The 22,354-nt window shown below is 40.3% G+C and carries 14 protein-coding genes; 2 read left to right on the plus strand and 12 right to left on the minus strand.

What is annotated here, in order from left to right; translation table 11 throughout:
• Positions 1-122 precede the first annotated feature (122 nt).
• A complete protein-coding gene (locus ACFI4Z_RS04515; RefSeq protein WP_462669514.1) occupies positions 123-2,465 on the plus strand; it encodes a S9 family peptidase in 2,343 nt (780 codons plus the stop codon).
• A 148-nt stretch (positions 2,466-2,613) separates the two neighbouring features.
• Here the strand turns inward: ACFI4Z_RS04515 and ACFI4Z_RS04520 are convergent, their stop codons facing one another.
• The 6 genes from ACFI4Z_RS04520 to ACFI4Z_RS04545 form a co-directional block, all read right to left on the minus strand.
• Positions 2,614-5,196, minus strand: a complete 2,583-nt coding sequence (locus tag ACFI4Z_RS04520) for a DEAD/DEAH box helicase family protein (protein ID WP_462669515.1) — start codon at positions 5,194-5,196, stop codon at positions 2,614-2,616.
• Positions 5,196-7,157, minus strand: a complete 1,962-nt coding sequence (locus tag ACFI4Z_RS04525) for a hypothetical protein (RefSeq protein WP_462669516.1) — start codon at positions 7,155-7,157, stop codon at positions 5,196-5,198. Before ACFI4Z_RS04525 ends, ACFI4Z_RS04520 begins: the two co-directional genes overlap by 1 nt.
• Positions 7,150-8,415: a hypothetical protein gene (locus ACFI4Z_RS04530; protein WP_462669517.1), complete on the minus strand. Its 1,266-nt coding sequence runs from the start codon at positions 8,413-8,415 to the stop codon at positions 7,150-7,152. The genes ACFI4Z_RS04525 and ACFI4Z_RS04530 overlap by 8 nt, the downstream gene beginning before the upstream one ends.
• A 511-nt stretch (positions 8,416-8,926) precedes the next feature.
• Positions 8,927-11,104 carry a catalase/peroxidase HPI gene (gene katG / locus ACFI4Z_RS04535; RefSeq protein ID WP_462669518.1) on the minus strand — a complete coding sequence of 726 codons (2,178 nt, stop codon included), beginning with the start codon at positions 11,102-11,104 and terminating at the stop codon, positions 8,927-8,929.
• Positions 11,105-11,361: 257 nt separating this feature from the next.
• Positions 11,362-12,558, minus strand: a complete 1,197-nt coding sequence (locus ACFI4Z_RS04540; RefSeq protein WP_462669519.1) for a beta-propeller fold lactonase family protein — start codon at positions 12,556-12,558, stop codon at positions 11,362-11,364.
• Between the two features lie 40 nt (positions 12,559-12,598).
• On the minus strand, positions 12,599-13,447 hold the full coding sequence (locus ACFI4Z_RS04545; RefSeq protein ID WP_462669520.1) for a LysR family transcriptional regulator: 849 nt from the start codon (positions 13,445-13,447) through the stop codon (positions 12,599-12,601).
• A 129-nt stretch (positions 13,448-13,576) separates the two neighbouring features.
• On the opposite strand from ACFI4Z_RS04545, the gene ACFI4Z_RS04550 reads away from it, so the two are divergent.
• The gene (locus tag ACFI4Z_RS04550) at positions 13,577-14,260 is read left to right on the plus strand and encodes an FMN-dependent NADH-azoreductase (protein ID WP_462669521.1); all 684 of its coding nucleotides are present in this window, start codon (positions 13,577-13,579) and stop codon (positions 14,258-14,260) included.
• A gap of 52 nt (positions 14,261-14,312) precedes the next feature.
• On the opposite strand, the gene ACFI4Z_RS04555 is transcribed toward ACFI4Z_RS04550, so the two are convergent.
• The 6 genes from ACFI4Z_RS04555 to ACFI4Z_RS04580 all read right to left on the minus strand — a co-directional run bounded on the left by ACFI4Z_RS04555 (position 14,313) and on the right by ACFI4Z_RS04580 (position 21,922).
• Positions 14,313-15,386 (minus strand): hypothetical protein, encoded by a 1,074-nt coding sequence (locus ACFI4Z_RS04555; RefSeq protein ID WP_462669522.1) that lies wholly within the window; start codon positions 15,384-15,386, stop codon positions 14,313-14,315.
• 275 nt (positions 15,387-15,661) lie between these two features.
• On the minus strand, positions 15,662-16,327 hold the full coding sequence (locus ACFI4Z_RS04560; protein ID WP_462669523.1) for a class I SAM-dependent methyltransferase: 666 nt from the start codon (positions 16,325-16,327) through the stop codon (positions 15,662-15,664).
• 12 nt (positions 16,328-16,339) lie between these two features.
• Positions 16,340-19,990 (minus strand): SbcC/MukB-like Walker B domain-containing protein, encoded by a 3,651-nt coding sequence (locus ACFI4Z_RS04565; protein WP_462669524.1) that lies wholly within the window; start codon positions 19,988-19,990, stop codon positions 16,340-16,342.
• Positions 19,987-21,234 carry an exonuclease SbcCD subunit D C-terminal domain-containing protein gene (locus ACFI4Z_RS04570; protein WP_462669525.1) on the minus strand — a complete coding sequence of 416 codons (1,248 nt, stop codon included), beginning with the start codon at positions 21,232-21,234 and terminating at the stop codon, positions 19,987-19,989. The genes ACFI4Z_RS04565 and ACFI4Z_RS04570 overlap by 4 nt, the downstream gene beginning before the upstream one ends.
• Positions 21,235-21,310: 76 nt before the next feature.
• On the minus strand, positions 21,311-21,550 hold the full coding sequence (locus ACFI4Z_RS04575) for a hypothetical protein (protein ID WP_394189484.1): 240 nt from the start codon (positions 21,548-21,550) through the stop codon (positions 21,311-21,313).
• Between the two features lie 129 nt (positions 21,551-21,679).
• The gene (locus tag ACFI4Z_RS04580) at positions 21,680-21,922 is read right to left on the minus strand and encodes a hypothetical protein (RefSeq protein ID WP_462669526.1); all 243 of its coding nucleotides are present in this window, start codon (positions 21,920-21,922) and stop codon (positions 21,680-21,682) included.
• Positions 21,923-22,354: the final 432 nt, after the last annotated feature.

Below are 22,354 nucleotides of genomic sequence, written 5' to 3' on the forward strand. Positions count from 1 at the left end.
GGCGGATGGATAGATCTCTGCGATAAGCTATAAACTATTAACTGGGAAAGTTTGCTAAAGTAAGCTTATTGCAAGACATCTTTAACAATAACAAAAGTATTACCTTACTTTAGGATCTCCACATGAAACTACTTAAATCCTCGGCTTTAGTACTGTCGGTACTCGCCGGGCTTTCGTTATCAGGTTGCACAGTAACGCAAAATACCACTGGGAATACAGCTATGAGCCAAGTAAGTAACCCACTTACCCTTGAGCAAATCTATAAAGATAAATACTTTAAAGCACAACGTAGCACTTACTTTAAATGGCTTGATGATGGCACTGGCTACACCGTGCTTGAAGAGCGAGAAAGCGAAAAAAATAAAAAAGACAACACTGATAATGCAAAGGCTGATGATGAAAAAGAACACGGCGTAAAAGGTAACGATATCGTATTTTACAATGCCGATGGCACGGGCCGTAAGGTATTAGTTGAGTTTGAAAAACTACACCCAGAAGGTGCTGAAGAGCCATTAGCGATAGAAAGCTACCAGTGGTCAAAAGATGGTAAATGGCTCATGGTATTTACCAATAGCGAGCAAGTTTGGCGCTCGCGCAGCCGCGGGGACTTTTGGTTACTCAACCTTGAGACTAACCAGTTACAACAATTAGGTGGCGTAGACGTTGAACCAACTAAGCTCATGTTTGCTAAGTTCTCGCCTGATAGCTCAAAAGTGGCTTATGTGCGCGATAACAATATTTATATGCAAGCGGTTGGCAGTCACGATGTAACAGCACTCACAACCGATGGCAGCTCCACAATTGTTAATGGCAACTTTGATTGGGTGTACGAAGAAGAGTTCACTATTGCGGATGGCTTTCGTTGGAGCCCAGATAACAAATCAATTGCTTATTGGCAGCTTGATACCAGTGACGTTAAATTTTTCACTATGATCAACAACACCGATGAACTCTATCCTACTCTCAAAACATTTCCGTATCCTAAAGCGGGTGAAACCAATTCAGCCGTGCGCGTGGGCGTCGTCAGCCTTGCAGATAAACAAACCCGTTGGGCTGAACTTGAAGGTGATAATCGCGATCGCTACATTCCACGGATCAGCTGGGCAGGTACTGGGGGTGAGCTAATGATCCAAGATTTAAACCGCCCGCAAAGCCATAACAAGGTATGGTTGTTTGACTGGCAAAAACAGCAACTGACTAAAATTTTAGAAGATAAAGACGATGCCTTTATTGAGTGGTTTTACAAAGCCAACTGGTCAAAAGACGGCGACTTCTTTATTTGGCACAGCGAACGTGACGGCTGGCGTCATCTTTACCGTGTATCGCGCGATGGCAAAACCATTATTGATCTAACACCAGGCGATTACGATATTGTTGATATGCTCACTATCAATGAAGAAAAAAATGTCATGTATTTTATTGCCTCGCCAGAGAACCCAGGTCAGCGCTATTTATACAGTACGCCACTTGATGGTAGCAGCAAACCTGTGCGTGTAACCCCTGAAGAGTTTGACGGCTCAAACAGCTATTACATGTCTAAAGATGCCTCATGGGCCATGCACAGCTACTCTAAATTTGGCACCCCTCCAACAAAAGAAATCATTAAAGTGAGCGATCACAGCAATGTAAAAACCTTAGTTGAAAATAAAGAGCTAAAAGAAAAGCTCGCTGAGCAAAGCTTACCAAGTCACGAATTCTTCAAAGTGAATGCGCAGGATGGTACCGAGCTTGACGGCTACATTATGTTCCCAGAGAACATGGATAAAAGTAAAAAATACCCGATTGTTTTTTACGTATACGGCGAACCGTGGGGCTCAACAGTGCAAGATCGCTATGAGGGCAATAGCTACTTGTATAAATCATTATTAACGCAAAAAGGGTTTATTGTGGCATCGGTTGATAACCGTGGTACACGCGCACCCAAAGGCCGTGATTGGCGCAAATCGATTTACAAAAAAATCGGCTCAATCACCGTGCAAGATCAAGTTGATGCCCTAGATGCCATGGCCAAACGTTGGGATGTAATAGACACCGACCGCGTTGGCGTGTGGGGCCACTCTGGGGGCGGTAGCTCAACGCTTAATTTATTGTTCCGCCATGGTGATAAATTTAAAGTAGGTATAGCCTCAGCACCTGTGCCGGATATACGTTTATACGACACCATTTATCAAGAGCGTTATGCGGGTAATCCAAATACCGATCCTGAAAGTTACGATAACACCTCGCCTATCACCTTTGCTAAAAACCTAACCGGTAAGCTATTGCTTATTCACGGCACCGGCGATGACAACGTGCATTACCAGGGCTCAGAGCGTTTAATTGACGAACTCGTTAAGCACAACAAACAGTTTGAGTTTTTCTCATATCCAAACCGTTCACACAGCCTACGTGAAGGCAAAGGCACCACTTTGCATTACCATACAATGATGGCCGAGTTTTTTGAAAAGCATTTATTAACCAAGTAATCGCTTTTAAAAATGAAATACTAAAGCCGCATACTAATTGTTAGTGTGCGGCTTTTTTAATCAGAATGTAACGGGGGTTTACAAAGTGTAGGTTGGGTAGAGTGCAACGAAACCCAACGAAAAAATGTATCTCTTGAACCCAAATCTGTTACTTAACATCAAGCGGCGTAAAATTTGGCGCCGCTTTACAAAGCTCGTCATATAACATTTCGTCACCGTTACTTCTTTCTGATTCAGGTAAAATCACGCCATGTAACTGCGAACGAAGCTCGTCCCACCTTGCGTCCAGTACTTGCCAATTATATTCGTCATAAGTCCCTTTGAAAATAACAGGTTTAATTTCGATAAATGGCAGCTCTTTCTCTTCATACTGACTAGCTTCGAATTCTCTTTGCCACCTTGAGCCAAGGCGATCTACACGACCTATTTGCTGTTCTACAACACCCGGATTCCATTCTGGATGAAGTAGATAAACAACTCTACATGCCTGATGTAAGTTTAAACCTTCACGGCCTACCACTGATTGAGCGACAACCACTTTAGGGAAGCTATTCTGGCGATTAAAGCCTAGTTGCATAACTCTTCGACTATGTGCTTCGGTACCGCCGTACATTAAGCGCGCCATACCACCGCGCACATGAGCAAACTCATTAGCAACACGTTGAGTGATGACCTTCCATAGGTTATTAGCTTCTTCTGTATCTAATTCACCATCTCCATTCTCATCACCTTCATTTTTAGCTGTTACTACATTCATTAAGTCTTTAAAGCCTTGAGCAAGCTCAAGTGCAGAAAAATCAAAGCCCTCTTTATCGATTAACTCAAAAATCGCATTCGCAAAGCTTATAAGGTTAGTTTTTTGATCTGGCTCTGTTGAATCGATAGTTACTTTAAAAGCATCAAATAATGCAGAGCTTCTTGTATCAAAAATAGACTTAGCTTCTTCAATACGTTCAACTAGAGTATTTTTTGCCTTATCAACTTTGTAAGCATGTTGGTTGTATTGCTTTGCAAGTTTTTGGTTAACTTCATCAATACTCCAAGAAAGTTTAAGTTGCCTAAGTGCAGCTAAAACGGCTAACTCTTCCGATTCAGCGCTATTTTCCGCTGAGGTATGAATTTTACTTTGGGGCCAATACTTTTCTTGCTGAAGTGATCTTAGCATTTCTCGGGCATTTAGTAGGTTTACTAACGCGCGCATTGGTTTAGTCATCTTACCAAAAACGAGGGCTTTTTGATTCTTACTTAAGTCTTTTTCAATCTCTTCAATGACTTTAATAATTGCAGGATGGCTATAAAGTGATTCTTCACCAGACTGATATGAATTAGCAATAATTGATTGCCACCATTGAGCTCTTTGTTCTTTTTTGCTTGGTAAAGGAACGCTCTCAATTTCTAACATATCATCATCTATTGATGAGTTAATTGACTTGTCGATTATGCCTGCGATGCCGTGACCATTTGATAATGTTAGTCTGGCTCTTTTAGATGTTGAATCTGTTTGCATTATAGATGATGCAGAAAGCCCTTCAACTGCGCAGACTATCTTTTTCCACTCAGTTGAAAGATCAGATATTTCTACATTTACGGGCAATTGTTTACGGTAAGCATTTATAGGTAAACCCGACACCTTATGAAAGGCCTTTATGGTGTCATCTTGACGCTTATCCCTTCGAAACAAATAAGGTGATAAAACCTGTTGAAATTTAGTTGATGTTTCTTTAAATTGCTGACGAATAACAGGATCTGAGCGCCAAGTTTGCTTTAGTTTAGAAACTACTTGCGCATATTCTTTAACGATCTCTAGGATTTTATCTCGATTTTCTTTTGGCAGATCTATTCTGCTGAGCATATCTTCCCACTGTCCAACGCCTAGCTCAACAGGTGTCGCTGTCATAGCAAGGTTACGGGCTGATTCAGTTTTTAATACGATATTATTTAAAATGGTACTTAAGCTACTCGTTTCGCCTCTACTCTTGTGAGCTTCGTCTATTACCACTAAATCAAATGCTCCAAACCCAAGACCTACTGCTTTTTCTAGTAGTGTTCGATACTCACTGCCAGCTGAAAAAACATCCCCATCAAAACCACTCATACCCCAATTGAAATTATTAATCACATCATTTAAGGTTTTGTTGATTACATGTTTTTTAGGTAGCTTACTGGCATAGTTAACTATGTTTCTTGCACATACTTCAGCTTCCCAAGATACTAAATCTGAACGCTGATGATAACCTCTAGGAACACTGCCATTATGAGCTTTATGGTATTGACCGTAAATCTCAGGTAATAATGCCCAGCGGTCAGCTCTAGAATTAACACCTAGTCGCCAGTTAGCAAAATTCTGTGAAAGTAGCACAACACTTTCATTTGCCCATGCTTCTGCGGTTTCTTCTTCTTTATATGCGTCAAGAAATCCCCACAAGCTTCGTATAATAGGTTTTGGCTTTAAGTATTTGTTCCTGTCTTCAAGCTCATTCTGCCACTGAAACCCGAGTGTTGTAGGCAATACAACTAATACTCGACCACCTGCTTTTTTTACAGCATTAATAAGCTCAACGGCAATACGCGTTTTACCCATACCTACTTCATCGGCAATGATGGCGCCAGACTTGGGCAGTGTTTTAATTAAGTTTTTGACACTAAGTTTTTGGCCCTCGTTTAGCATTTCATTGCTCTCTAAGGAGTTTGTAATAATATTCGCAACTTGTTCCCAACCTTTAAAGTTCATTACAGTTTTCCTAATCTTGCTAATGTTTCTAACCCTAATTTTTGCTCGATTCGCTTTAGCGCTTTTTCATATTGAGCCCCTGACTCAGTGGCGGCTGATTCTGCATAAGTAGGTCTAAACGGGGACTGCCATAGCGCTGAAAGAGGGTTAATAGCTATTTCTTTGAATAATAAAAAAGCTGAATTATTTTTTAGTTGAGAAAATGTTTGCTCTAACCGAATACACCATTGCAACCAGTCTTTTTCTGGCACGTGTGTTTGCTTTTCAGCAATAAGCTCTATCAATGTCATTATTGAGTTGATTGAGTAGCTTTTATCTATTTCAACATCGAGTGCAGTGCCTAATGATAAGCCTTCTTCTACACTATCTTCACCACCTTGTGCATCTGAGCTTGGCATCAGTGGAAATGAGCTAAACATATACCAAGCATCATCAATTGCGAGCTCGGGGAGTTCTGTCGCTGCTACTCGACCATACTCATCAATAACAGGAATATCTGCTGTGTGTATGGTGCCATTATTTAGCCATGAAACTGTAAGTTGCCTTGGTGGTTTTCCGGACCAAAGTAGCCTTTCTTCAGATTCTAAAGTAAACTTGTCAGCTCCTAAGCATATAATACTAAAGGCTTCTATAAATGGCGCGTTTGGTATTAGAGCGTATGTATCATTTTCAAGTTCTTCAACTACAAAGTAAGTAATTGGCAGCGATATGTGTTCAGCTTCATGCTCAGGCATGTCACATCCGGCATTTAATTGAGCTGTTTCAGCAATCAAATATTCGCTATCAAAGCAAACAGGTAACTTTAAGCTCAAAGCGGTTTGGTGGTTTTTCTCCCCATGCCAAGTAGTCCCTTTTACATTGAACACTACTCCAGCCTCTAAGTTACCTCCAAATTTGGACGCTTTTTGAGTAAAGCCTGGAGCTGTTAAATTACCTGAACCTAAGTACACCCATGCTCTTTTACACGCATCTTCGTTTTCTGATCTTTTTGCACTGAAAATAAACTTTGCGTGCAGGCTTCTCTGCATGTAACCATCTTGATATAGCGGATCATATGCCTTTAATACTTGCCAATTATTTTTTTGCAAACTAGGTAAGCTACTCGAAACTGCTTGGCAAGCATGCTGATTAATTACAATGCTTTTTTCTACATGTTTTGTCAGCAAGTTTTCATCACTTAAGCGCTGTTTGACAAGAGCAACAACACTTGGGACTTCATTGCTTGAGCCACCTTCATAAAAGCCTGAGCCTAAAGTTAAATAATTACGCTTTTTATCATTGCAATGGTGCTTAACTAAAGTGGGTAGTTGATCAAGTAGTGATACCGAGCGATTATCAAAAAATCTAGGTTTTATGTATTCTTCAACTTTAATGTCATCAAGCAGTTTGTTGAATTTTTCATATTTCTTATGGGTGCTAGATAGCCTCTTTTTAGTATCGTTATTTCTCAAAATAGCGATATCGAAATACGATATAACATCGTTCAGAAACTGGTAAGCGGTTGCAATGTCTGCATTACCTTGAACATCTTGGTTATCAAGTTTGACATCAATAGACCATACAAGATCTAAACTGTCTTCAAGTGTTTGCTTAGTCCAATTACCTGTTGAAACAATTAACCGAATAAAGTGAACGTCAGTATCGATTGCCTTAAATATTAATAGCGCAACTTTGCTGTGTAATAAATTAAAAGGTTTATTAGCATCATGTTTGAAGGGTAAATGCAGTAAGCCAGGGCATGTAATTGGTGAAATTTGTGCGTGATTTGGGTCGAGCATTAATGCAAGGCTAATATCACCTTGATATGCCCTTTGCCCTTTCATATTTAGGGTGAACTTCTCTAACGCATCATTAAAAAAATCAGCGTCTGCGGAGTAGCCTGTTACAAGTCCAAATTCACCTTTGTAGTTTTTTGGGGCGGTAAAATAACTCGCTAGTGATGGCGCTAGTTTCTTACACATCATTATCACCTTCTGGCTCTAACCATTGCTCCAGTTTATTTTCAAAGTCTTGATTAAGCGCGTACATATTCCAAACTCGAAACGAAATATGGTTTGGAAATAGTGAAGAGTCTTCAATTTCTTCATAGTTCACAGTTTCAGGCTTACCAAATGCAGCAGCGGGAAGGACATGACTGCCTCTGCAGCGAAGTACAACTTCATCCCTTTCTAACAGTGACTTGAGAACACTAATATCATCACTTTGCATACATTGTTTTGCAAAATGATTGGCTTGTTTTCCTGCACTTGGATCATGTTCAAGACTTAGAAAATCATTGGCAGCCACTTTTAATTTATTAACAGCTTTACAAATACCTTCTGAAAGAGGTGCTGTTAGGGCAAGCTTTGGTGGGTTTAAAGGCGCAATTTCGGCTTCAATCACATTAAGTAAATCTAATGATTTATTTCTTAGAGAAAAGAACAAAGCGCCACTTTTTAAGTCATTGAAATGAGTTTCTTCTATGAATGATGGCCTTGTCCAATTAACATATTTGCTAAGGTCATTTGACTTAGTCCACTCAAGTATACCTTTTCTCCTACTGACATTTTGAGGCTCACCTGACAATAAAGCTTGAGTGAATACATTTAAGGCATGTTGCTCTAAACGTACCATAGGAGAAAGTACATAAAGTAAATCATTATGGCTTGATGTTTCAGAGGAAGGCAGCTGCTTTTCGTTTTTGACCCACCTTGCTAAAAACGCTGTAATATTTAATTTATGGCATTTATAACCCATAGAAGCAGCATCTATAAAGTCTCTACCTTGCTGGCTTAAGCTAAAGCTATTGAATCGTTCACCTTTAGACTCAACGAACCCTAAACCTGGTAATGCTTGTACTGTGCTCATGCGCATGGGCTGAGTCACATAGAAGTTATTGCTGCTGAAAGTTTTATAGGTTAAATCTACAGGGCTATTTAATTTAGTTCTGCCTCTTAGGCGATTATCCGCACGCCAGTCATTCGTATAGTATGCTAAATGGCAAGCAAGTGCTTCGATAGCGTTAGTGACTTGAATATTTGTAACTTGCTTACCTGTTTGCCTTACTTTTTCAGCAACATCAATACCTAAACAAGCCAGAAAAACAGATTTGGCATATTTTACCCCACCTAACCCAGGTACTGCTAAATCGTTAAATTTACGTACTATAGAGCTTAAACCTAGCGTTCGTGTTCGTCTTTGAGAAATGACCTTTTCTGGCCCCATTAACCCCCAATCCATATGTGTTCCCTTTATATATTTTTAGTGTTAATTAAGCTTTCAACTTTTAATATAGTTATCCAAAATGATACAACACTGTTGCGACAAAAACTTGTCGCGGCTTTGCTACTTATTTAAAACAGCTAAATTAATTAAGCTATATTTTGGTTTTATGATTCTTTAACAAAAGTTCCATTTACACTTCTGCCAACTAGGGTGTAAGCAAATAGCAATGTAGTCTATTCAAATGATTTATTCTATGTTTTTATAAGGTTAATGAATATATCAAGTGGCCAATTTGAAGTTAGTATTGGACACTCCTGTAAACTACGGCTGTAGTTATTGCCATCAGGAGTTACTGGCAAATACTCACATACAAGCTATGGAGCTAGCAATACGAATCAGCATTTAAAAGTTTATGGTTTTTTAGCCAAAAATAAGGTGGAGATTTACGGTGCGTAGCTAGCGAGGAATAAAAAAGCGCGAGAATGTTAACTCTCGCGCAGTTCTTAAAACTAGCTCGGTGTTTTATTTAAATATCAAAGCGGTCGGCATTCATTACTTTTACCCATGCTTTAACAAAGTCTTTTACAAAGCGCTGTTTGTTATCGTCTTGAGCGTAAAACTCCGCAAGCGCTCGTAGAATAGAATTTGAACCAAATACTAAGTCAACACGTGTTGCTGTCCATTTAGTATCGCCAGAGCTGCGATCAACGATATTAAAGGTTGTTTTGCTTGCAGGCTCCCAACGGTTGTTCATATCAGTTAAATTAACAAAGAAATCATTTGTTAAAGTGCCCACATTATCGGTGAACACACCGTGTTGAGTGTCGCCATAGTTGGTGCCAAGCATGCGCATGCCACCAAATAGTACGGTTACCTCTGGTGCTGTTAAGCCCATTAGCTGGCTGCGCTCTAATAGTAGCTCTTCTGGTGATACAGAGTAGTCTTGCTTTAACCAGTTTCTAAAGCCATCGTGAATTGGCTCAAGCACATCGAAAGACTCTGCATCGGTCATCTCGTCAGTTGCATCGCCTCGCCCAGGTGCAAATGGTACAGTCACGTTGACTCCAGCTGCTTTTGCAGCTTGTTCCACAGCGGCTGTACCACCGAGTACAATTAAGTCGGCTAAACTAACGGGCTTGCTTAAACCTGATTGTATTTGTTCAAGCGAAGCTAATACTTTTGCCAAGCGCTCAGGCTCGTTACCTTGCCAATCTTTTTGTGGGCTTAAGCGAATACGTGCGCCGTTTGCGCCACCTCGATGATCAGAGCTGCGATAAGTACGAGCACTATCCCATGCAGTGCTGATCAACTCGTTCGCTGCAATGCCACAGTTTAGTAATTTATCTTTAAGCTCTGCTATTTCAGCATCCGATAATGTGTAATCTACGCTTGGGATTGGATCTTGCCAAATCAGATCTTCACTTGGTACATCTGCACCTAAATAACGTGCTTTAGGTCCTAGGTCACGGTGAGTGAGTTTAAACCAAGCGCGAGCGAATACGTCACTAAAATACTCAAAATCATCGTTAAACCGTTCGATAATTTTGCGGTACGCAGGGTCCATTTTCATTGCCATATCGGCATCGGTCATTATCGGATTTAAACGAATTGACGGGTCTTCAACATCAACGGGTTTATCCTCTTCTTTAATGTTTACAGGCTCCCACTGGTGTGCACCTGCTGGGCTTTTAGTCAGCTCCCACTCGTAGTTTAGCAGTAAGTAACAGTAGCCATTATCCCACTTAGTTGGATGTGTGGTCCACGCGCCTTCGATGCCTGAGGTCATAGTGTCACGCCCGATACCGCGTGTTTTATGGTTATTCCAACCAAGACCTTGCTCAGATACATCGGCGGCTTCTGGCTCTGGGCCTAAGTTCTCTTCACTGCCGTTGCCGTGAGTTTTACCGACCGTATGGCCACCTACAGTAAGTGCTGCGGTTTCTTCGTCATTCATTGCCATACGAGCAAAGGTTTCACGCACTTGCTCTGCGGTTTTAAGTGGATTAGGCTCTCCATTGACCCCTTCCGGGTTGACGTAAATTAAGCCCATTTGCACCGCTGCTAATGGGTTGTCCATGGTGCTAGGTTTTTCGACATTGTCGTAACGTTCATCACTTGGTGCAAGCCACTCTTTTTCAGCGCCCCAATAAACATCTTTTTCTGGATGCCAAATATCCTCGCGCCCACCGGCAAATCCAAAGGTTTTTAAACCCATTGATTCATACGCCATGTTACCGGCCAAAATAATTAAATCAGCCCAGGATAATTTATTGCCGTATTTTTTCTTAATAGGCCAAAGTAAACGACGGGCTTTATCAAGGTTGGCATTATCGGGCCATGAGTTTAAAGGCGCAAAGCGTTGGTTCGCGGTGCCACCGCCGCCACGTCCATCCGTTAAACGGTAAGAACCTGCTGAGTGCCACGCCATGCGGATCATCAAGCCACCATAATGACCCCAGTCAGCAGGCCACCAATCTTGACTCGATGTCATGAGGTTTTTTAAATCGGTTTTTACCGCTTCAAGGTCTAGTTTTTTAAATTCTTCAGCGTAATTAAAATCATCGTCGTATGGATTCGTTTTTGTATCGTGTTGGTGAAGAATGTCGAAGTTTAATGCGTTTGGCCACCAATCGGTGTTGGATTTAGATGTTTGTGTGTTGCTGCCATGCATTATTGGGCATTTACCTGCATTAGAATTGCTCATTTTGGTCCCTATCTAAGAAAATACAATTTGATTGGAAACTGTAACTGACGGTTAGACGGTTACTTAATATATTCAATATAGCTGATTTGCGTTGGAAAACTAGGTTGTAAGCAATGCTTTAAAGCGATTGCAGCCATCCATTAATTAGATGCAGAGGTTTATGAAATATCCTTATAAAATCAGAACGCAAACTAACCAATACTGTATGCATTATGATTAATCAATGGCCGTTAAATTCTAATTGCAGAGCTTTGTAATTATCGCTTAAAAATTATAAGCGAGTTTCCCTTCCCTGTTGCAACCAATAAATGTCGGTTATCAGGTGTGAGTGTCAGTGATGATATCCCCTTTAATTTTTGCTCACCAACATTATATAAAGTCTCTTTTAAAGCGAGCTTACCATCTTTTTGTACGTTAAACACATGCAAACCAACCCCTAACTCACCTGCGGCGTAAAGCGTGTCACCCTTGTTTGATATGGCTAAACTGCTGACCCCTTTTAAGCTATCATTTCCAATATCAGCGTTAGTGATAGCATCTATAAAACGATATTTTCCATTTGGTGTTTTTTGTAATACGGCAATTGAATGGCTTCCAGAGCATGCTATATATAAAAACTGCTCATTTGACGAAGTCACAATTTTTTGCGGATTGAGACACTGAATTACACCATTTTCACTGTGTTCAATGACTTGCTTAACAGATAAGGTTCCATCAGTTTGCCTATCAAAAATAGTTAATTGGTTTTCATAACCAAGTACGAACAACGCATTATTTGATGGTGATAACGCAAGGCTTACAGGTTTCCCCAAACTATCGGCATAGGGTTTTGCGTGTGTTATTTTTTGTTTAAATGTGACTGTATGATCTGCTTTTACATCAAAAATTGAGATGGCATTGCTCATATAGCTTGCTACTAAAAGCTGCTTTTCGTTTGCTGGGTGAATGACTTCCCACGCTCCAAGTAAGCCAAGTGTGTCTGGTGATTTTAAAATAGTGTTATCTGTAAATACGTTTTTATAACTTAGGCCATCACTTAGCGTCTGGCTATAGGTAATGGTTTTATCGGTTTCATTAAATAGCGTTAATGCGCCATCATAAAACCCCGTTACAGCGACTAGACGATATTTTGGCAAGTAAGTTAATCCCGATGCGCCTTCTAAGCCTTTAAAAGTAGGTGGCGTGTTTTTAAATAGACGATTAAAAGTAAGGTTAAAATGCTTGTCAGCGTTGAAAACAGCCACTGCATTATCGTCGCCGCTGGAAATATAGACCTTGGTGTTATCGGCCTTGATTTTGATGCTTCTGGGGTTAGCTAGTCCATCAACCCCGTTTGTATTGTCGCTCAGTACTTGGATAAGGGTGAGGCTTTGCGCTGCCTTTACTGTTGAGCCATAAAACAAGCTGGTGAAGACCAACAGAGAAAATAAAGCTGCGCTTTTGGTTTGAAACATGGCTTTGGATACCTCAAAAATACGTTGTTATATACAATCGCTACCTTAGCAACCCTTCTACCCATTCTAACACTAAGCGGGTATCGCGCGTTTGAAATTGTTGTTTTTTAGGTACGTAGTAACAAAAGTCGGATGTTACATGCTGTGTACCAAAATGTTTAAGTAGCTCAGTGTTTAATAGCTGTTTCACTAGTGTAGTTGAACAAAATACAAGTCCTGAGCCTGCCATGGCTTCTTGAATGCCAAATAACTCTTGGTCAAAGGTTTTAATATTAAATAAAGCTGGATCTAAGTTGTTTTGAGTAAGCCATTGTTTAATTGGTGGCTCACTCAAAGCGTTGTTTTTCCATTTAGTGGTATAGAGCGTAACAGGGCCGTTTTGCCATGGGGTATCGGCGGTTTTGTATGAGCCGAATACGTTAAATTGCTCGGTTTTAATAATGTCATCTGCGTTTATATTGTGCTGCTGACCAAAGCGGATCGGTAAGGTGTGTAATTGTTTATCAACGGCTTCACTGGTTGATATATCTACCTCAAGATTAGGCTGGTTTATAGATAACTCCTGCAATGCGGGTATTAAGCGCAAGGCGGCCAGTGACGAGGTGGTGCTTATTTTAACGGCTCTGCCTGTGTCTTGCACAGTTGCTAAGGCTTGGTCTATACGGTTAAAGCCGTCGCTTGTGGCGGTACTTAAATATTCACCGGTAGGTGTGAGGGCGACCCTTCTGACTTGGCGGTAAAATAAATCCACGTTTAAACGGTTTTCAAGGTTATTTATATGATGCGAAATAGCGGTTGATGTGATTGATAGTTCATCAGCTGCGGCTTTAAAGCTGCCTAAACGTGCCGCTGATTCAAAGGCTTTAAGCGCTTGTAGTGAGACTTTCATAAGGAATGTTGGCAAATGATAAAATAAATTATAGATGAGTATAACTTGTTTATAGCTGAAGTTAACTTGTTTGTGAATCGTTGCTGTTAGTTAGATGATTACACCATATTCATTACGAGGATAAACAGTATGACTACCCTACTACATATTGATGCAAGCGTAAGAGCCGCTAAAAACGAAAACCCAAGCCATGATTCAATCTCTAAAAATATTGCTAAGTGTTTTACCGATAGCTTTGCAAAACACCAAACTATAGATGAGTATATTTATCGTGATGTAGGTGTAAATCCACCCCCTTTTATTACCCAAGACTGGATAGGTGCTGTGTTTACGCCAAACGATAAAAAGTCTGACGAACAGAAGCAGTTATTGGCTCTATCCGATCAATTAATTGCAGAAATAATGGCTGCTGAGATTATTGTCATCTCCTCACCTATGTATAATTACGGTATGCCCGCGCAGTTAAAGGCATGGTTTGATCAAGTTATACGTATTAATAAAACCTTTGATTTTGACCTAGCGCGCGGAGATTTTCCATTGCAACCTTTGCTTGAGGGGAAAACACTCATTATCGTGACTTCTACGGGAGAGTTTGGGTTTGAGGTTGGGGGGATTCGCGAGCATATGAGTCATTTAGTGCCGCATTTACGTACACTAAGTAAATATTTAGGGGCCAATACGATTTTCGAAATCACTTCTCAGTATCAGGAATTTAATGACGAACGTCATGAGCAGTCGTTAAAAAATGCCTACAATAAAGCAGCTGAGCTTGGGTTGAAGCTCAGCGCAGAGAGTTTTCAGACTCGCCCCTAAAACTGTAATGGGGGTTTACAGCACGCTAAACCTCCTGAATTTAAGTAAGTGGTTATTGTGCAGCTAAATTACGTAAACGAATAACAGTTGCTTGGTACTGGGCACAGTGCTCTGGATCAAGCTTTGAGATATAGCTGTTAATTACATCTAGCTCTGCCTTGTTGCCTTTATTTTTAAGAGCAAACTCTTCAATTGCTGAGCAGCGGCGTGCATCGTCGTACATTAGATCTAAGGTTGGTATGAGTACGTTTAGGCTTTGTGCTTTGGCAAAGTTAGCTATCCAGCTCGCCCTGCCACTTCGCGTTATATTGTCTTCATTCATATTTATGGATGCTAGCTCATTGAGCCATTTTTTATCAAAACCATTCATTGTGTAGTGTGCAATGTACTCCATATCAGGGCTACATACATCGACATTGTCTGTTTCCTCTATTCGCTGCTCACGGAGCAAAGTAACCTGCTTTAACCAGTGCTCGGTTGGCTTATGGGTTTCTACACCACTACTGCTTAAAATAGCCAGTCGTAGCGATGAGTAAACTCCTGCACAATTCCAACGAGTGCCTGTGCCTACTACGCGTTTATGCCAGGTAACTGCTTTGTCTAAATCTTTTTCGACGACAAATTCACCTGATTCATAGCTAGTTGCCAGTATGTTCATGCATCCTGCATGGCCGTTTATTCCACACTCAGACCAGTAGCGGTAGGCTAGTCCTTTGTTTTGCAGTTGGTGGGCAGCGATATGGCCAGCGTTATATTGAAGGTTATTTAATTTGATGTCTGTAACTTCACTTAGCGTGTCTAAATCATCTAAGAAGTCTTGAACTTGCGATACATCAATAGGTTCGCCATTAAAATGATACTTTTTATTAATGAGTTCAGCTGCACTCAATTGGGCATTTAAAATAATAGCGAAATTAGCTGCGTCGAACTCCATTTCACGTGTGGCGGTCTCTAATGTGTCTATGTGTTTTTGTAATTCATTTATGTCTAATGTGTTGAGAGGATCTGCACTGTAAAGTTGCGTTTGAATTGCTTTGTGAGCCTGATTTACATCTTCAAGTGTTACTGCAAAGCTAGGTAAGCTAAATGCTAATAAGCTTAAAGCAAAACGTTTGAGCTTTCTCATCGTCGATCCCTCTTGTTATAATTTTTATTACTTCAATAAGCGTTGTTTACAATACATTAAAGTGGCGCTATTTACATCTGATATAGGTAACGTAAAACACATGGCAGAGTTAAAGTAACCTGAACTCTGGATAATAAATATATTTGTGATTTAATATCAATACATTAGTACATCTATTAACCAGAGTTCAGGTAAAGTAATAATTGGGGGGGGGGGTAGAAAATAAAAAGCATTTACTTAGGCTCAGCAAATGCTTAGGTATATATGCTAATTAGTTAGCGCTTTTGTGTTACGTAACCGCTAAAGCCTAGGGCTTTAAAGTAGAGTTTACCTATATTGAAGCGAGTTTCGTCGAGCAGGTCGGCTAAGCGAATACGATCTAACGGGTAAAACTCATGCTCAAAATTATGTTTCATGCGTTCTACTCCAACCTCGGTTAAACCTAGCTGTTGGCACAGCGTAAATTGAGCATCGCGCTCAAAGGTGGTTTCAGGGCGCATTAAATCGGCTATGTATAAATTAGCGTGTGACTTTAGCTGTTTAGCGATGGCCTTGAACATGTCCTTTTTGTCGCCGTTATCAGCTAAAAAATGCATAACGAGTAAGCAAACAGCGGCATCAGCGGGATCGTTCAATTCATCTATACTGCCTACATGTACTTTGACTCGTTCGCTGATCCCTAAATCAGAGAAGCGCTGTTGTCCTATGTTTAACATATCAACAGATACATCTTGTGCTGTAAAACGCCATGTTGGGTTTATAGCAGCCAGTTGAGCAATGTCTTTACCAGTACCTGAGCCAACTACCAAAATATGTGCATTATCGTCAAGTGTGGCGCTTAACTGTGCTGCAGTGCAGCTATGGAGCAGGTCATAACCTGGTACTAGGCGAGTGATTCGTGAATCATACTCAGTGGCTTCGTCTTGTGTAAATGATGGCACAGTTTCAATCCTTTAAATGATAGAAATGGTAGAAAAACCACCTGGTTTCTTCGCTACGTGAACCACAGTGGAAACGCGTTCGGTTAGCTGTGATACATGAGATATCACCCCTACTTTTCGCCCTTGCGCTTGCAATGAATCAAGTGCATCCATTGCAATACTGAGGGTTTCACTGTCTAACGTACCAAACCCTTCGTCAATAAACAAAGAGTTAATACTTACTTTGTTTGATGAAAGTGAGGCAAGCCCTAATGCAAGTGCCAACGACACTAAAAATGACTCACCACCAGAGAGGGTATTAACAGAGCGTTGTTCGTCAGCCATATCACGGTCGATAATAGCAATGTCGAGAGTTTGTGCGATGGCTGTTAGCTCATAACGTTTGTTGAGCGTTTTTAGGTGGCTATTAGCATAATGCAGGAGAATTTTTAGCGTTTGCGTTTGCGCTAAGTTACGCATAGTTTTACCCGTAGCATCGCCAAGAACTTTATTTAACAAATTCCACTGTTCAACTTGCTGTTGTAAAGAGCTCAACTCGCTCTGTTTGGTGTGCAGTGCTTTAGCGTTTTGATGGTGTTGCTCAAGCACGGTATTGGTTTCAAGCTGCGTTTTATGCAGTGCTGTTTGCGCTTGTGTGAGGTCAGTTAATTGCGTTAATAGTGCCTGCTCTGTTTGTGCTGGTTTATCACTAGTTTGATGTTGCTTTTCGGCATTTTGTTGCTGTTTTAGTAAAGCATTTGCATCCACTAATGCTTGGGTTAATTGCTCATGTTGTTTTAACTGGGCTTTGATTTCGTTATTACTTAGAGTTAGTAAAAATGTGATCCGTTCTTCAGTCGCATCACTATATTGGCGCTTAAAATCAGCAAACCAATGGTTATAACGCTCATCTAGACTCGCTTGTTCTTGATCATTCTCAAGTAGGCGTTGCTGGTAATTTTTCACTGTGATTGTTTGTTCATCACGTTGCTTAACGGCGTGATCATAAGCTTGCTGGCCTTTGGTAAGCTGTGCTTGGCATTGTTCGAGGTGCGTACTCAGGTTTGCTTGGTATTGATCTGCGCTTATTTCTTGATTGTTAAATAGCGCAAGGCGCTCTGATTGCACGCTATTGTGTTGTTGTTCTAGCTTAGTTAATTCATCATTTAAGGCCGCTAACGTGCTTTGGGCATGACTAATAAGCGGAGTAAGATGCTGTATTTTTTGTTCTGCACTCTCAAGGTGCTTTTGATTTTGTTCAAGCTGCTGTTGGGTTTGCTGGTAATGCTCAACCTGTGTGTTTAAATCTGCTAAGTCAAGAGACTGGTTTTGTAGTTGCTGCCAAAACTCAGTGTCAGCAAATTGCGTGTTTAAGCTTGCTGTCAGCTTAGTTAATTGCTCACTTAGCTCACTGTGTTTGTGATTAAGTTGACCATGTTGATATGTTAAATCAGCATGTTTGCTGCGTATTTGTTGTTCGGTTTGTTGCTCTGAATGGAGCGTATTTTGCAACTGCTTTAGCTTTTCTTGCATATTACGCTGCTGTTTTTGCAGTTCAAAACTTTGGGCTTTTTGCTCACTTAATTGTTGGTAACGTGCGTCTAATTGCTCACTCGTTAAGTCATTAAGCTCAGTGCGTGTGCCTTGCATAGTGTGTTTTATTTCTTGCTGTTTAGCTTTGGCACTGTTTATAACTTGCCCCAGCTGAGTATGCTCAGAGACTAAAACAGCGTGCTGAGTTTGCTGTTCATGAAGTTGTGTTTGTGCCAATTCATGATGCTTTTTTGCGTTTGTATAATCGCTTTCAAAGTCGGCTATTAAGTTATTCAGCTGAGGGTTTTGATCAGCAATATAAGGGTGCTCGGTGGCGCCACAAACAAGACATGGTTCGTTGGGTACTAGTTGACTTCGTAAATGCTCTACATTCTCACTTGCGCGCAGTCGTGCTTTATTTAGGGTATCTTCAGTGTGTTTTAATGTTTGCTGCGAATTGAGTAATTGCTGCTTTAGAGCCACTTCGCTCTGTTCGCTTTCTTTGAGCTTTAAAGCTATATGAGTTTGTTGCTGAGCACTGTGTTTTATTTCAATGTTAAATTGTTTGTAGTGCCTACGTTGTTCTTTTAAATAATCAATATTTTTAATTTGAGCGTCACAATCTGCCATATTAAATTGCTCTTGCTGTGCATTGAGCTGAGTCAATGCTGTATGCTCATTTTGCAATAGCTGCTGGCTATCTGCTACCTTGGCCGTATGTAGTGCGAGTTGCTCAGTGTAATTTGCCAGCTCGGTAGCTATTTTTTTCTGTTGCGCTGTGCTGGTATGTATTTGCTCGGTAATGCTTATAAACTGCTTAAAATTGTGTTGGTGGTAAGCCCAGTCACTGGCTAGAGCTTGTAGCTGGTTTTGCTGTGTTAACCAGCTCTGCAGTTCTTTTTTAAGCTTCTCAGCGTCGTTATAACTGGTTTGACTTTGTTTTAGCTGCTGCTGTGTATCGTTTAATTGACTTTGTTGTTTGGCAATTTGTTGGCTGGTACTTGTTTTACTTTGGCTAAACATTGCTAATTGATTATCAAGCTCGCGGGCTTTAGCAATAATAGGTTCAGCCTCTTGCTTTTTTTGCTTAGCGCTTTGTAAAGCATCGCTATGTTTTTGTCGTGCCTGATCTAGGTCAGCTATAATCGCTTTGTGATCTGTATTGTTCAAATCACGGATTTTATTTGTTAAGTCATCATTTTGGCTGTTGATACTTGCAACTCGGTTGCGGTTGTCTTTGATCTCTAACGCGCTTTGGGCTTGTTTTGCTTGTTCGCTCAGTTGAGCAATAGCGCTAACAGCCTCACTGGCCTGCTGTTGCTGTTGAATTGCTTGCTGAACGTTTTGCGCTAAAGTATTAGCCTGTTTAAACCAGCTAACGCCTTGCTCTGTTAAAGTAAGGCCTTTTTTGTTTTGCTTTATTTGCTGATCTAGCTCTGCCAATTGCGTAGTTTTTGCCGCCAGCTCTTCGTCACTGAGCAAGGTATAACTGACAAGACTGGCTTTTAATAACTCAAGCTTATCTTTTTGTTCTTTATGACGCTCAAAAATACGCTTACCAATTAAGCTAAACTTATCGGTGCCGGTTAAGCACTCTAACAATTGGGCTCGCTCATCACCGGTGGCTTTTAAAAAAGCGGCAAACTCATGTTGCGCTAATAGCACGGCGCGTGAGAACTGCTCAAAGTTTAGTCCTATTTTGTGTTCTACTTCTTTTATTGTTGTGCTTTTGTCTGCAATAAGTGTTTCGTCAGGTAAGGTGTATAGGGTATGTTCTGCTGTTTTTAGTTTACCTGTTACTTTTTTATGTGTTCTCTGAATTGAATAGCGCGCACGGTATAGCTGTTTATCTTGGCCAACAAACTCAACCTCAGCATAGCCTTGCCATTTTCCTTTACGTAATAGATTGCGTGGATCATTTAGTTTTATACTGTCGCCATTAAAGTCAATAAGGTTACCTTTATCCCCTCTTAAACGCGCTGTTTTAGTATAAAGCGCTAAACAAATAGCATCTAAAAATGTGCTCTTTCCTGCGCCTGTATCTCCGGTTATCGCAAACAGACCTGCTTCTTTTAATGGTGTCTTGGTGAAGTCAATTTCGGCGTCAACAATCGAGGCTAAGTTATGGATCCGTACCGCGGTTATTTTCATAATTGCTCTTGCTCCGCCAGTTCATTTATTACGGAATTTAATAACGCTTTTATTTCCTTTGGCACATCTTGCCCTGCCATGTCTTTATCGTTGGCAAAGGCTTGCTCAAGTAAATTAATAGGATTAAGCATTTCAACCTGGTTTAAGTCTTCAAATACAGTGTTATCTGATTGAGTTTGATTGTTTTCACGTACACGTTCGATTCCACAAAAACGAATGTTTTTACCATCTAACGCTTGCTCAATTTGTTCCCTGAACGTTGTATCTGTATCACTGGATTTTAATTTAACTCTTAAATATGGTGCGACGGCATTTTCATCTGTTTTCAATGCATTAATTTGCTCGCATAATGCGGCTAATGGTACACACTCCCCTTCGGGTAATATCAATACATCAGCAGAGCGAGGAATGTAAAGGGGGTTTACAGTGGTTACTATTTGCTGCTTGTCATCGTTATTAAATTCTACAAGGTTCACTTGATGGGTATAGTTTCGTTCTGAAAATGACATCGGCATAGGTGTGCCGCAATAACGAATGGTGCTTGATTTAGCTACCTTTTGTGCTTTGTGTAAATGACCAAGTGCCACGTAATCAGCCTGCTCGCTAAATACCTTTGCTGTTATGGCTTCTTCACCACCTATTACTAAGTTGCGTTCAGAGTCACTTGAAATATCGCCACCTTTGGCATGCAAGTGGCCCATTACAATAAGAGGTGTGGTATCTGGTTTATCAATCAATGCAAGCTCAGCGCTAAGCTTATAAGCCTGTGCAACGCCTTGAACGTAACTATTACCATCATTTGTGCCACTTAGCGTGCTAACATCACTAGCCCGCAAAAAGGGCATTGCTACAATATGAGCAGCTATAGTGGGTGTGTTTATTTTTATTACAACATCAGCTGGGTTTTGTATATCAAACCGCCCTACTACGTGTGTATCAAATTGGGCGAGCAACGGCTTTGCTGCTAAAATGCGATTTGCAGAATCATGATTTCCTGCAATTAAAACAATGTGTAATGCAGGGCATCGTTGTTTGGCATCTTTTACAAATTGGTAAAGCTGATTTTCAGCGCTCGCAGCAGGGGTTGCTGTGTGATAAATATCACCCGCTACAAGTAGTAAATCAATGTGTTCATTGGCGAGCGTGTCAATTAGCCAAGTAAAAAACTGCTGATGTTCATTGAATCTTGAGTGTTCATAGAATTGTTGGCCAAGGTGCCAATCAGAGGTATGTAAGACTTTCATGTCACGCTCTTAATAGTAGGTTAAGAGCGCCAATATACCCAAGCTAAATGAAGATGCAAGAGGCGAGTTTAAATCTTTAAGTGCTTAAACTGTACCATGCAAAAATAATCATAGGCAGTGCTAATAAAGCCATTGCTAAAGGGATTTTAATCGCTTTAGTTTGCTTTGCTTGGAGTGCCTTAATGGCATTGGTTTCATTACAAGCAGCTACTTTATCAATATAAAAATAACCAGAATCAAGGTATTGCTTACAACTTTGTTCGTCTGCAGGGATTGCAATAAGTTCTTGTTGTTTTTTTAGGATATAAAAATCCATATGGCCACCGTGTTTGCTGCTTTGTTTCTGAATGCATTTGAGTAAACTAAAGCGTTTTATAGTTCACTCAAATCAAAAAAGTGGGCGATTTTAAATACAAAAGAGGGTAAAGATCAACTAAAAAATTAATTATTCACCGATAAAAGTGTAAATACTTAAAATTATCGTAAAAAGCAGTATAACTGCGCATAAAACACGCCACTTTTTATAGTTATTTTCACTTTCTGGATGGCGATTTAATGCGTCATTTTCATCCCTTGCGGCAATAACTTCAACAAACTTGAAGCCTTTCTTTTTGTATTCATTCAATAAAGATTCTTGAGCGGGAATGGCAGCAACACTTTGTTCTTTTTTAATGATATAAAATTTCACGCTTTACTCCTACCTGATTCACTTAGTCATAGCTTAGAGTAATCATCTGAATTAAAGCTGAACTACACTCAAAATAGAGCCTAGCGTTGACCTGACTGTAAATGTAAACCCCCTTTACATTTTATTATTAACCTGAACTCTGGTTAAGAGGTGTACTAATGAATTGATATTAAATCACAAATATATTTATTAGTCTCCAGCCGGAGACTTTTAGCGATAACAAGGCGAATTTACGCGTCAATAGCTAGCCTATAGCAAGTAAATTCAACGCAGTTAGCGTTGAAAGTAGCCGCTGGAGATAGATTTATTATCCAGAGTTCAGGTTTATTGGCAATAATAAATTGTTTACCCTATTAATGCGGTGTTTGGTCGCGATTCAATTGAATCTTTTTGACTAGTTTGACACAGTACGCTTACGAATATTTAACAGGA

The organism is Pseudoalteromonas sp. RWi3, assembly GCF_054960735.1.